This is a genomic window from Amycolatopsis sp. NPDC026612, assembly GCF_040638285.1.
In the GTDB taxonomy this organism is placed as follows: domain Bacteria; phylum Actinomycetota; class Actinomycetes; order Mycobacteriales; family Pseudonocardiaceae; genus Amycolatopsis.
On the sequence record NZ_JBEZYB010000144.1, the window covers coordinates 1 to 12287 of the forward strand.

Annotated in this window: 11 protein-coding genes and 1 rRNA gene; 1 reads left to right on the forward strand and 11 read right to left on the reverse strand. The window is 72.4% G+C overall.

Annotated features, from left to right (window positions below; genetic code table 11):
- The 4 genes from AB0F15_RS44030 to AB0F15_RS44045 form a co-directional block, all read right to left on the reverse strand.
- Window positions 1–999: copper transporter (locus AB0F15_RS44030; RefSeq protein WP_360283736.1), on the reverse strand; the 999-nt coding region annotated here is incomplete at its 3' end.
- The gene (gene steA / locus AB0F15_RS44035) at window positions 996–2180 is read right to left on the reverse strand and encodes a putative cytokinetic ring protein SteA (RefSeq protein WP_360283738.1); all 1185 of its coding nucleotides are present in this window, start codon (window positions 2178–2180) and stop codon (window positions 996–998) included. The genes steA and AB0F15_RS44030, both read right to left, overlap by 4 nt.
- Before the next feature lie 86 nt (window positions 2181–2266).
- Window positions 2267–3442 (reverse strand): DUF1266 domain-containing protein, encoded by a 1176-nt coding sequence (locus AB0F15_RS44040; protein ID WP_360283740.1) that lies wholly within the window; start codon window positions 3440–3442, stop codon window positions 2267–2269.
- Window positions 3439–4425, reverse strand: a complete 987-nt coding sequence (locus AB0F15_RS44045) for a zinc-binding alcohol dehydrogenase family protein (protein ID WP_360283742.1) — start codon at window positions 4423–4425, stop codon at window positions 3439–3441. The genes AB0F15_RS44040 and AB0F15_RS44045 overlap by 4 nt, the downstream gene beginning before the upstream one ends.
- Before the next feature lie 66 nt (window positions 4426–4491).
- Between AB0F15_RS44045 and AB0F15_RS44050 the strand changes: the two genes are divergently transcribed.
- Window positions 4492–4935 carry a MarR family transcriptional regulator gene (locus tag AB0F15_RS44050; protein WP_360283744.1) on the forward strand — a complete coding sequence of 148 codons (444 nt, stop codon included), beginning with the start codon at window positions 4492–4494 and terminating at the stop codon, window positions 4933–4935.
- 4 nt (window positions 4936–4939) lie between these two features.
- On the opposite strand, the gene recN is transcribed toward AB0F15_RS44050, so the two are convergent.
- The 7 genes from recN to rrf all read right to left on the reverse strand — a co-directional run.
- On the reverse strand, window positions 4940–6721 hold the full coding sequence (recN, locus tag AB0F15_RS44055) for a DNA repair protein RecN (RefSeq protein ID WP_360283756.1): 1782 nt from the start codon (window positions 6719–6721) through the stop codon (window positions 4940–4942).
- Between the two features lie 88 nt (window positions 6722–6809).
- Window positions 6810–7736: an NAD kinase gene (locus tag AB0F15_RS44060; RefSeq protein WP_360283746.1), complete on the reverse strand. Its 927-nt coding sequence runs from the start codon at window positions 7734–7736 to the stop codon at window positions 6810–6812.
- On the reverse strand, window positions 7733–8566 hold the full coding sequence (locus tag AB0F15_RS44065) for a TlyA family RNA methyltransferase (protein WP_360283748.1): 834 nt from the start codon (window positions 8564–8566) through the stop codon (window positions 7733–7735). Before AB0F15_RS44065 ends, AB0F15_RS44060 begins: the two co-directional genes overlap by 4 nt.
- A 5-nt stretch (window positions 8567–8571) precedes the next feature.
- Window positions 8572–8769: a hypothetical protein gene (locus tag AB0F15_RS44070; RefSeq protein ID WP_360283750.1), complete on the reverse strand. Its 198-nt coding sequence runs from the start codon at window positions 8767–8769 to the stop codon at window positions 8572–8574.
- 85 nt (window positions 8770–8854) lie between these two features.
- Complete coding sequence (locus AB0F15_RS44075) at window positions 8855–9826, reverse strand: HAD-IIA family hydrolase (protein WP_360283752.1); 972 nt, start codon at window positions 9824–9826, stop codon at window positions 8855–8857.
- Complete coding sequence (locus AB0F15_RS44080; protein WP_360283754.1) at window positions 9819–12098, reverse strand: hypothetical protein; 2280 nt, start codon at window positions 12096–12098, stop codon at window positions 9819–9821. The genes AB0F15_RS44075 and AB0F15_RS44080 overlap by 8 nt, the downstream gene beginning before the upstream one ends.
- Before the next feature lie 97 nt (window positions 12099–12195).
- Window positions 12196–12287: ribosomal RNA gene (gene rrf, locus AB0F15_RS44085) — 5S ribosomal RNA — on the reverse strand; the annotation flags it as partial.

Genomic DNA, 12287 nt, shown 5'->3' on the forward strand with positions numbered 1-12287 from the left:
CCCGGCTGACGTAGCCGGCCTCGACCAGGGACGCGATGATCCGCGACATGGTCGCCGCGGCCACCCCCTCCTTCGCCGCGAGGGCGCCTGCGCGTTGCCCGCGACGCCGTAGCGGCCCGCACCGCCGTCGAGCTGTTCCTTCAACGCCAGCACGGTGCTCACCCGCCCCGCCGAGGAGTCGGCGTTGTCCACAGTGGACAGGATGGACGTCGCCGAGGTGTCCGCCCGGACCACGCCCAGCGCGCCGGTGCCGTCCGCGGAACCGGCGTCCCCCGCGAGGACCGTGCCCGCGCCGCTGCGGTCGAGCTGCGTCGTGAACCGCGCGATCGTCGCCGCGCGGTCACCCGCGCCGTCACCGCTCGCCGGGGCCCCGGTGAGCACGACCGCCAGCTGCGCGGGCTTGACGTCCTGGCCCGCCTTGACGAATCCGCCGTCGGTGAGCCCGCTCAGCGCGGCCGCCAGTTCTTCGCCCGAGGACTGCGGTTTCGCCGTGGTCTTGTCCAGCAGCAGCACCGAACCGAGCAGCGCGCCGGCGAGCGTGCCGGAGTCACCCGCCGTCGGGAACTTCGAGCCGGCCGGCTGCAACCGCGTGACAACGTCCCGGAGCTGGTCGGCCTTCTCCGGGTCGGCGAACGCCGACGTCAGCTGCACCTCACCGGTCACCGAGGCCCCGGCCTGCCCGATCAGCTGCTTGAGCGCGTCCCGGTCGGCCGGGCGCGCGTCTCCGGTCGTCACGAGCACCACCGACCGCTTGTCCAGGACGCCGGCGACGACCTTCGGGCCCATCGAGCCGGCGAAGGCGTCGGCGTCGGCCAGCCGGGCGTTGAGCGCGTTGCGCTGCGCCTCCAGGTCGGCGACCTGGCTGCCGAGGTCCTTCTTCTCCCCCGCGAGCCCGGACAGCAACGAGCCGTTCAACGCCGTCGAGCCCAGCACGACCCCGACGGCCAGTGCGAGGAAGCAGGCGGCGATGGAAACGACGTGGTACCGCAGCGAAATCACGTGAAGAGCCCCTTGACCCAGGCGGTGAGCGAATTCCAGGTGTGCCGGAGCCAGTCGAGGTAGACCGAGCCCACATCGGACACCAGCAGGGCCGCGGCGACCACCACGACCGCGGCGAGCACGAGCAGGACGACGGCGCCGACCGACACCCGGCTGTGGTGCAGCGTCGCGACCGCCTTCCCGTCGACGAGCTTCGTGCCGAGCTTCAGCCGCGTCAGGAACGTCGACGGGTTCGAACCGGACCGGCCGTGGTCCAGGAACTCGCGCAGGGTGGCCTGGAAGCCGACCGTGACGACCAGGCTCGCGCCGTGCGCGTCGGCCAGCAGCAGCGCGAGGTCTTCGGCGTTGCCCGACGCCGGGAACGTCACCGCGCCGATGCCGAGGTCCTGGATCCGCTCGACACCGGGAGCGTGACCGTCGGGCTGAGCGGGCACCACGACCTCCGCGCCGCCGCGCAGCGTGGCGGTGCCGATGCCGGTCGGGTCACCGACGATGACGTCCGGCTTGTAGCCCTGCACGCGCAGGGTGTCGGCACCGGCGTCGACGCCGATGAGCACGGGCCGGTGCTCGGCGATGTACTTCTTGAGCTTCTTGAGGTCCTCGACGTGCCCGTTGCCGCCCGCGACGACCAGCACGTGCCGGTCGCGCAGCGGCACCTTCAGCTCGGGCACGCCGACGCCGTCGAGGATCAGCGTGCGCTCGCGGCGCAGGAACTCGATGGTGTTCGCGGAGAACGCCTCCAGCTGCGTCGACATCCCGGCCTTGGCCTCGATCATCTGGTCGGCGACGCTCTCGGTCGTCTGCTCGATGCCGGAGGCGACCTGCCGCTCGCCGACGTACACGACGCCGTCGTGCAGCCGCAGCTTCGTGCCGTCCTTGACCGAGCGCAGCAGCTCACTGCCGACCGAGTCGACGAGCGGGATGCCGGCGGCGACGAGGATCTCGGGTCCCATGTTGGGGAACCGGCCGGAAATCGACGGCGACGCGTTGACCACGCCCGCGACGTCCGCCTCGACCAGGGCGTCGGCCGTCGCGCGGTCGAGGTCCAGCTGGTCGAGCACGACGATGTCGCCGGGACTGATCCGGCGCAGCAGCTCCCGGGTGCGGCGGTCGACCCGGGCGACCCCGATGATCCCCGGGAGGGGTTCTTGGTTCCGCGTGAGCAACCCGGTGAGCTTCATGTGGCCGATGGTGACAAATTTGCTCGTGGGACGTAGTACGCCACGCCGAAGCCGTAGTGACTCGTTGTGGTGAGGACAGTCGCGGCTCAGGCTTCCGATTCCTCCGAAAGCGAGCCGAAATCGAGGTTCAGCCAGGGGCTCGCCGGGTCCTGAAGGAGCTGGTGGTGGACGCGCACGGCCGCGGGGTACCACTCGCCGAACTCCTCGTCGCCCGCGTCCAGCAACCGGCCCATGACGTAGCCCGCCGACAGGTCGGCCCATGACTGGTGGTAGCGGCGCGCGAGGGCGCCTGCTTCGAGCACCATCAGCTCGGCGGTCAGCGCGTCGCAGTACCCGGCCGCCAGCCCGCCGCGGGCGATGGTGACCGCGCGGCCGACGTCCCAGGACAGCGTCGTCGTGACGCACCCGTCCGCGTCGACCAGGCCGTCGGCGCGGAACCGCCGCTCGTACCGGGACACCCGGCGGACGGTTTCCCGCAGCTCGGCGGCCTGGTCCGCGGCGTCGTTTTCCGCGCACCACCGGTCCACCAGCTGCGCCCAGGTCAGCGGATCGAACTCGGCGCCCGGCAGCCCGTACTCGGCGGCGAACCGCAGGCGCAGCATGAGAACCAGGTTCCCGGGCGTCAGCGCGTAGCCGTCGCCGATCAGGCCGGTCATGGTCGCGCGCCAGCCGGGCGGGTCGGGCACGCCCCACCAGTCCCGCAGGCCGCGCACCTCGGCGACGTAGTCGTGGAAGCGGCCGTCGAGGAGGTTCCAGGGCGCCGCGTTGAGCACGGCCAGGTGCGCGCCGCAGGCGAGTGCGTGCGCGATGGGTCCTTCGAGGTGCCCGTACGGCGCGGTGATCAGCCGCTCCACCTGGTCCTCCAGCGGGGTGACCTCGTCGACGTGCGCGTCGAGCCACGGCTGCAGCGTCGCCCCCGCCAGCCGCCACTCGCCGCGGGTGCCGCGGTTGAACACGACGCGCTCGTGCCGCCCGACGCCGTCGACCGCCCAGTCGAGCGCGCCGCTCATGGCGACGACGTCGGAGCCGAAGTCCGGCAGCGCGCCGCGGGTGAAGACCTGCAGGAACTCGTCGCCGCCGGTCTCGAAGTAGACGTTCGGGAAGGTCTCCGCCCGCTCGTCGAGGATGCTGCGGGCATCCACCCGCCGGATCGGCACGAACAGCTCCTCGCCGGCGAGGAGACCGAGGTAGCGGTCGAGGTCGCCGTCCCGCCGCGCGGCGGAGAGCTGGGCTTCGACGTCGGCGGGCGGCGGCAGGATCACGGGGCGGCTCCCTCCGCTCGGCCGGTCAGCACGACGAGCTTGCCCGCCGTCCGGTTGTGCTCCAGGTCGTCGTGCGCCTGCCGGATCTCCGCCATCGAGTACACCTTGGCCGGGCCGAGGCTCGCTTCGCCGTCGGCGATCCGGTCGAGGTGGCGCTGGAGGACGGAGGCGGGCAGGTCGTCCGCCTCACCACCATAAGCGGTCAACCGGACCCCAGCCGGAAGGTAGCCGATCGGATAGAAGTTCGAGATCGTCCATTGGTTGGACAACATGCCCGTGAAGCAGACGGTGCCGTGCACGCGGGTGGCTTTCAGGGTGTCCGGCAGGGTCGGGGTGCCGACCAGTTCGAGGGCCGCGTCGACGCCGTCCGGGACGATCTTCCGGACCTGCGCCTGGACGTCGCCGTCGTCGAGGAGCGGGTGGTCGACGCCGTGCTCGGCCAGGGTGGCCAAGCGGTCCTTCTGCCGGGTGGTGGCGAAAACGGTGGCGCCGAGGTCGCGGGCCAGGGTGGCCGTGGCGAAGCCGAGCGCGGACGTGCCGCCGCGGATCAGCAGCGTCTGGCCGGGCTTGAGGTCGAGGCCGGTGGTGAGCGAGCCGTACGCGGTCTGCAGCGTCTCGGGGACCTGGCCGATGACCTCCCACGGGAGGTCGCTGCGGAAGGGGATGACCTGGTCCTCCGGCACCAGGGTGTATTCGGCGTAGCCGCCGTCGAACGTGCGGCCCATGCCGCCCATCATGGTGGCAACCTGCTGGCCGGGCTCGAAAGTGCCGCCGGCATCGACGATTCCGACCGCCTCGATGCCGGGCACGCGCGGGAACGTGACGCCTTCGGCCAGCCCGAGCCGGGTGTGCAGCTCGGACCGGTTGAGGCCGAACGCCTTGACGGCGATCCGGACCCAGCCGGGTTTCACCTCGGGCAGCGGGAGATCGGTGAGTTCCAGGTTTTCGACGGGTCCGGGTTCCCTGAGTACCACTGCGCGCATCCTGGGTCCTTCCTTCGCAAGCGAACAGTTCGCACAACAACTGTTCGCTTGGGTACTATTCCCCCCGTGAGCCTGACCCGAGCGCACGACGCGGCGTGGCGAGGATTCCTGCGGTCATCGGCGCTGCTGCTGAGGGTGCTCGACGCGGAACTGCGGGCCGAGCACGGGATGACGCACCGCACGTACGACGCGCTGGTGCAGCTGTCGGAGGCCCCGGAGCGCCGCCTGCGCATGAAGGACCTGGCGGCGGCGCTGGTGCACAGCGCGAGCGGGTTGACCAGGATCGTGGACGGCCTGGAGTCTTCGGGTTACGCGCGTCGCGAGCCGGACCCGGCGAACCGCCGGTCCACGCTCGTGGTCCTGACCGACGAGGGGCTGGCGGCGCTTGAGCGGGCGTGGCCGACGCACGTGCGCGGGGTGCAGCGCCACTTCGCCGACCGGATGACCGGTGAGCAGGCGCGCGTGCTGGCGGAGGTGTTCCGCGGCATCAACACCGCCCTCGGGGACTGACGCGCTACTTCTTCTTCGCCGCGCGCTTCTTCTTCGGCTCGAACTCCGTCTTGTCCTTCTCCGCCGTGGCCAGCAGTTCCTCCGCGTGGGCGCGGCCGGTCTCGTTGTCCATGCCGGCGAGCATCCGAGCCAGCTCACTCACCCGCTCGGCCTGCTTCAGGTTCTTCACGCCGCTGCGCGTGACCCCGCCGGTGTGGCCCTTGTCCACCACCAGGTGCTGGTCCGCGAACGCCGCGACCTGCGGCAGGTGCGTCACCACCAGGACCTGGTGGGTCCGGGCCAGGCGCGCCAGCCGCCGGCCGATCTCGACCGCCGCGCGACCGCCGACACCGGCGTCGACTTCGTCGAACACCAGCGTCTGGACCGTGTCCGCGTGGGCCAGGACCACCTCGATCGCCAGCATCACCCGCGACAGTTCACCACCCGAGGCGGCCTTGTGGACCGGCAGCGGTGGCGCGCCGTCGTGCGCGCGCAGCAACAGCTCGACGTCGTCGACGCCGTCCGCACCCGCGTGCACCGCGCGGCCGTCGATGGTCAGCGCGTGCGTGTCGCCGTGCTCGGCGGGACGCTGCTCCACCGTCACCTCGATGGCGGCCTGGCCCATCGCCAGCCCGGACAGCTCGCGGGTGATCTCCGCGGCCAGCTCGGCCGCCGCCTTCTCCCGGGCGCCCGACACCTCGGCCGCGTGCGCCGCGAGCTGCACCGCGAGCTGATCGCGCCGCATGGCCAGCTCGGCGAGCGCCTCTTCCGAGGTGTCCATGGTCTCCAGCCGGCGCCGGGCGTCGTCGGCCCAGGCGAGCACGCCGTCGACGTCCGCGGCGTACTTGCGGGTCAGCCGCTTGAGGTCGGCCTGGCGGGCCAGCACCTGCTCCAGCAGCGCCGGGTCGGCGTCCAGCGTCTCGACGTAGTTGCCCAGTTCGGCGCCGACGTCGGCGAGCAGCACCGACGCCTCCTCCAGCCGCGGCGCCAGCTCGCGCAGCACCGCGTCCTCCGACGTCGAGAGCCGCCGCAGCGCCTCGGAAACCAGGCCGGCCGCGCCCGGTGCCTCCGGTTCGCCGTCCGGAGAGCCGGACACGGCTACGTGCGCCTCGGTCGCGGCCGCCCGCAGCTCGTCGGCCGCCGCGAGCCGCTTGATCTGCGCGGTGAGCTCGACGTCCTCGCCCGGCTCGGGCGCGACGGCGTCGATTTCGGTCAGCCCGTGCTTGAGCAGGTCGGCCTGCTGGGCCATCTCCCGCGAGCGCGTCGACCGCTCGGTCAGCTCGGCGATCACCGCCAGCCATTCGGACCGGATCTCCTGGTAGGCGCCCAGTGGCTTTGCCACCGCATCACCGGCGAACCGGTCGATCACCGCGCGCTGCTCGGCCGGCCGCAGCAGCCGCAGCTGGTCGTTTTGGCCGTGGACCGCGATCAGCTGCTCGGACAGCTCCGCGAGCACGCCGACCGGCACGGACCGGCCGCCGAGGTGGGCGCGGGACCGCCCGTCGACGGCGACCGCGCGCAGCGCGATCACGCTGCCGTCCTCGTCCACGTCCGCGCCCGACTCGGCCACGATCCGTTCGGCGCCTTCGACGCCGGAGTAGGTGAACCGCCCTTCCACGAACGCCTTGAGCATCCCCGTCCGGACCTTGGACACCTCGGCGCGGCCCCCGGACAGCAGGTGCAGCCCGGTGACGACCATGGTCTTCCCCGCACCGGTCTCACCGGTCACGACGGTGAAGCCCGCGTGCAATTCCAGCAGGGCGTCCTCGATGACTCCGAGGCCCTGGATGCGCATCTCGGCCAGCACGCCGCCTACCGTAGCGGCCACCACCGACACTCTGCGCACCCGCTACCCCGGCGAGTCGCCGATATGTTCGAATTCCGCGGCGGAGAGACTATTCGACGGGCCGCGCGTGCCGTTCGCGCCAGCTCTTCACCGGCAGCGAAAACTTCTGGACCAGCCGATCGGTGAACGGGCCGTCCCACAACCGCACCAAGCGCACCGGTACGGTGCCGCAGGTCACGCGCACCCGTGCTCCGGGCGGGAGGTCGATCGGACGGGTTCCGTCGCAGGTCAGGACCGCGGACGAGCCGTCAGGGTCGATCCCGACGGTGATCACCGAGTCCCGGGAGACGACCAGCGGCCGCGCGAACATCGCGTGCGCGTTGCTCGGCACCACCAGCAGCGCCTGGACGTCCGGCCAGATGATCGGGCCCCCCGCCGAGAAGGCGTACGCGGTCGAGCCGGTCGGTGTGGCGCACAGCACACCGTCGCAGCCGAAAGCGGACACCGGACGGCCGTCGACCTCGATCAGCGCGTCCAGGACCCGCTCGCGGGTGCTCTTCTCCACGCTGGCTTCGTTGAGCGCCCACGTGCGGGCGAGCTCGGTGCCGCCGTGGGTGACCGTGACGTCGATGGTCATCCGCTCTTCGACCTGGTAGTCGCCGTCGACGACGCGCTGAACGGTGTCGGCCAGCGCGTCCGAGTCAGCTTCGGCCAGGAAGCCGACGCGCCCGAGGTTCACGCCGAGCACCGGCACCCCGGCGGGGCGGGCCACCTCGGCCGCGCGCAGCAGCGTGCCGTCACCACCGAGGACGAAGACCAGCTCGACGCCGTCGGCGGGGTCGTCCTCCGCGGCGACGACGGTGCACCTCGACCCGACGCCGTGCTCGTCCGGGTTGATCAGCGCGCAGACGTCTTCCTCGATCACCCGGATCCGGATGCCGGCCTTGGCGAAGCGCGCCGAAACCTCGCGCGCGGCTTCGGCCGTCGCGTCACGATCGGGATGCACCATGAGGAGCACTTCACGTTCGGTGGTCATGCGGGCCCTTCCTCGACGGCGGCCCGGACGAGCCGCTCGGCCTCAGACCTGTCTACCGCGTCCATTGTGGACTCGGCCACGTGTTCTTTCTTGAGCCACACGAAGTACTCGACGTTCCCGGACGGCCCGGGCAGCGGGCTGGCGGTGACGCCGCCCAGCGCGAGGCCGAGCTTCGCGGCCTCGTCGATGACGGCGAGCACCGACTCGGCGCGCAGTTCCGGGTCGCGGACGACACCGCCGGTGCCGAGGCGGTCCTTGCCCACCTCGAACTGCGGTTTCACCATCGGCACCAGGTCGGCGCCGTCGCGCGCGCAGGCGGCGAGCGCGGGCAGCACGAGCTTGAGCGAAATGAACGAAAGGTCGCCGACGACGAGGTCGACCTGCCCGCCGAGGTCCTCGGGAGTCAGATTGCGAACATTGGTGCGGTCCATGACCACTACACGTTCGTCGGTGCGGATCCGCCAGTCGAGCAGACCACGGCCGACATCGGCGGCGAGCACGGTCGCCGCGCCCTCCCGCAGGAGCACGTCGGTGAAGCCGCCGGTGGACGCGCCGGCGTCGAGGCAGCGTTTGCCCTCGACGGACAGCCCCAGCGGGGTGAAGGCCTCGAGCGCGCCGAGCAGCTTGTGCGCGCCGCGCGAGGCCCAGCCGGGGTCGTCCTCGTCCTTGACGACGATCGGCGCACCCGATTCCACGCCGGTGGCGGGTTTGGTCGCGACCATGCCGCGAACGGTGACCTTGCCGCCGGTGATCAGGGCCGAAGCCTGCTCGCGCGACCGGGCGAGGCCGCGCCGGACGAGTTCCGCGTCGAGGCGGGCCCGTTTGGGCACGCCGATCAGACCTTGTCGATGCTGGACAGGGCGACCGTCAGCTCGGTGTGCACGGCGTCGAAGCGCTCGACGTGCTCCGCGAGCGGCAGCGCGTCCAGGTCGGCCAGCCCGGCGACGGCGTCGTCGATGCCGGCGCGCGGGTCGGTCTGCTCCGAGAACGAACCGGGCGGTGGGCCCGGGACGGGATAAGGATGGTCTTGCACGGAACAAACGGTATCAGGGGCATTGGGGTGGTCCAGGGGGGCTTGGCCCCGGCTGGGGTCTGGGGCTCGGCCTCAGAAGGCTCAGTCAGGACAGACCGAGCCGTGTCTTGGCGTCCCCGCCTACTTCGGTGACCCCGGTTTCCCAGGCCGTGTGGCAGAGCGCGCGGAGCAGATCCAGGTCGCCGCCGTCGCCGGTCGCGGTGAGGACGCCGTCCTGTGCGGTGACGGACCAGCCAGGGCGCGGCCCGATCCGCAGATCGTCGGCGTTGTCGGTGAGCGCGGTCAGATCCGCCGCGAGGTAGGTGCCGCGCTCGGCGGGAATCGCCTCGATCAGCTGCTTCGGCGTCGCGACACCCGACAGCACGACCAGCGAGTCGAGGCCCGCGGCGACCGCGCCGGCGATGTCGGTGTCGAGCCGGTCGCCGACGACCAGGGGCCGCCGCGCGTCCGCCGACCGCGCCGCGGTCTCGAACAGCAGCGGCTGCGGCTTCCCCGCGACCAGGGGTTCGACGTCGGTGGCGGTGCGCAGCGCGGCGACCATCGAGCCGTTGCCGGGCAGCAGGCCACGCTCACTGGGCAGCGTGGCGTCGACGTTGCAGGCCACCCACAGCGCGCCGGCGCGGATGGCCAGGCAGGCCTCGGCCAGCGCGGCCCACGTGTTGTCGGGCGAGTGCCCCTGCACGACCGCCCGGACGCCGTCGCTGTTCTCCCGCACCGGCTTCAGCCCGGCACCGGCCACCTCGGCGGCGAGCGACTCCGTCCCGACGACGAGGACTTCCGCACCGGGCTCGAGCCGCTCCTGCAGCAGCACGGCCGCGGCCTGGGCGCTGGTGTGCACCTCGTCGGGCTCGGCGGGCATGCCGAGCCCGGTGAGGTGCGCGATGACCTCGTCCGGCGCCTTGGAGGCGTTGTTCGTGACGAACCGGACGGGCGTGCCGTGCTCCCGCGCGGCCCGGACCGTCTCCGGGGCACCCGGGATCACCTGGGTGCCGTGGTAGACGGTCCCGTCGAGGTCGAAGAGGACCGCGTCGTAGGCCGCGAGGAGGGCGTCACTCATCAGTCGCTTCGGTGTCCTTTTCCTTTTTGGCGACGTTCTCGTTCGACAGGTCCGCGGCGCGCTCGGCGGCGTCGGTCTCGTCCTCCGCGTCGGCCTCGGCCGCGTTGAGGAACCAGCGGACGGCGTCGTCCTTGCGCCCGGCGGCCGCGAGGTTGTCGGCGTAGGCGTAGAAGAGCCGCGCGCTCCACGGGTCGCGCTTCTCGGCCTTGAGGTCGTCGCTCTGCAGCGAAACGACCGCGGCATCGAGCTGCCCGAGGTCCCGGCGCGCCCCGGCCGCGACGATGGCGAGCTCGATCTGGGTGGCCTTCGCGAGCTTCGCCGTGTCGACCTCCTTCGCGAGGTCGAGGGCCCGCTCGGGGCGGCCGAGCGCGCGCTCGGCGTCGGCGATGATCGCGATGTGGTCGTCGGTGCGGGTCATCCGGCGGACGGCCCGCAGTTCCGACAGCGCTTCTGACCAGTTGCCGGCTTGGTAGGCGACCAGGCCCAGTGCTTCGCGCACGATCGGGACGCGGGAGGCCTTGGCCTTGGCGTACTTGGCGTGCTCGAGGGCGGCGTCGGGATCGCTGTCCATCAGGCTGCCGGCCGCGACGAGGTGCTTCCCGACGGTCTCGGCCAGCCCCTTCGGCAGCGTCCGCAGCTCGCGGCGGGCGTCCTCGTCGAGGTCCGAGAACTCGATTTCCTCGGGCAGCTCAGGGGCTTCGAGGAGTTCCCTGGCGAGCGCCTCGTCGTCGAGCGGGGTCCCGACCCGGGGCTGCGGGTCCCGGCGCGGCCGGTCGTCCCGCCGCTCCTTGCGGTCGCCCTGGTTGCGGTCCCCCTGGTTGCGGTCCCCTTGGTCCCGGGAGCCGGGGCGGCTGTCGTCCCGGCGCGGGGTGCTGCTGTCGCGGTCGTAGCGCTTGCCCGCGTCGCGGGCACCACTGCCGGTGCGCTCGCCGCGGTCTTCCCGGTTGTCGCGGGTGTTGCTGTCGCGGGTGTCGCTGCGCGAGTCGTCGCGACGGTCGCTGCCGCCGCGGGGGCGGTCGTCCGAACGGAAACCACCCGTGCGGGAGCCACGGTCATCGTCGCGCCGCGGGGAGCTGCTGCCGCGAGAGTCGTCGCGGCGCTGGTAGCTGCCACGGTCGCTGCGCGAGTCGTCGCGACGGTCGCTGCCGCCACGGGGGCGGTCGTCCGAACGGAAACCACCCGTGCGGGAGCCACGGTCATCGTCGCGCCGCGGCGAGCTGCCACGGTCGTCGCGCCCCTGGTAACCACCACGGTCGCCACGCGAGTCGTCACGACGCTGGTAGCCGCCACGGTCACTCCCGCCACGGGGTCGGTCGTCGGACCGGAACCCACCGGTCCGAGGACCACGGTCGTCATCGCGCCGCGGGGAGCTGCTGCCCCGGGAGTCGTCGCGGCGCTGGTAACCGCCACGGTCGCCACGCGAGTCGTCACGACGGTCGCTGCCACCACGGGGACGGTCGTCCGAACGGAACCCACCGGTCCGGGGACCACGGTCGTCGTCGCGCCGCGGGGAGCTGCTGCCACGGCCGCGGTCGTCCGAACGGAAACCACCCGTGCGGGAGCCACGGTCGTCGCGCCCCTGGTAACCACCACGGTCACCGCGCGAGTCATCACGACGGTCGCTGCTGCCACGGCCCCGGTCGTCCGAACGGAAGCCGCCTGGCCGGGTGCTGCGGTCGTCGTCGCGGCGGCCGGAACCACCGCGGTCTTCCCAGCGCGGCTTGCGGTCGCCGTACGACGACTTGCCCTGCGGCCGGCTGCCCCGGTCGTCGAAGCTGCGGCCCGGGTTTTCGTTGCGCGTGCCGGAGCGGCTGTTGCCCCGGTCCTCGTAACGGCCACCCGACCGGCCGGCGGTACCCCGGTCTTCGTAGCGGCCACCGCCCGAGCGGCTGGGACCGTCGGAGCGGCTGGGGCCACCGGAGAACCGGCTACCACCCGGCCGGCCACCGGAGTCGCGGCTGCCGGGCGCGCCCTTGCGGTCGTCGCGGTCGTTGAAGTTGCGGCCGCCCGTGCGGCTCTGACCTGCGTAACCTCCGCGCTGGTCGCGGTCGCGGGGACCGTCGCCGCCGCGGAAGGGCTTGCCACCGCCGCGGACGCCCTGGTCGTCACGGCGCGGTCGCCCCTGGTGCGTGCTGTCGCGGCCGCCGCGGTCCTGCCGCGCGCCGCGCCGGTCTCCCCCAGGTCCGTCCGACCGGCCGCGGGAGCTTTCGTCCCGGCGTGCCGACCGGCCGGACCCATCATCCGCTGAGTCTCGTCGACCGAACTCGGACACCTGGCCTCCTGCCATGGAAAAAATCTTGTTCTGGACATACGCGTACGGCCCGCTAGGGCAGCCAACTGGCTATCCTAACGGGCCGTACGGAAGGTAAGTTCGGCGGTGTCCTACTCTCCCACAACCCTTCGGTTGCAGTACCATCGGCGCTATCAGGCTTAGCTTCCGGGTTCGGAATGGGACCGGGCG

Excerpts from the sequence above, each read along its gene's own strand:
- steA (WP_360283738.1), bottom strand. The coding sequence starts at position 2,180 with ATGAAGCTCACCGGGTTGCTCACGCGGAACCAAGAACCCCTCCCGGGG.
- AB0F15_RS44075 (WP_360283752.1), bottom strand. The coding sequence starts at position 9,826 with ATGAGTGACGCCCTCCTCGCGGCCTACGACGCGGTCCTCTTCGACCTC.
- AB0F15_RS44045 (WP_360283742.1), bottom strand. The coding sequence starts at position 4,425 with ATGCGCGCAGTGGTACTCAGGGAACCCGGACCCGTCGAAAACCTGGAA.
- AB0F15_RS44060 (WP_360283746.1), bottom strand. The coding sequence starts at position 7,736 with ATGACCACCGAACGTGAAGTGCTCCTCATGGTGCATCCCGATCGTGAC.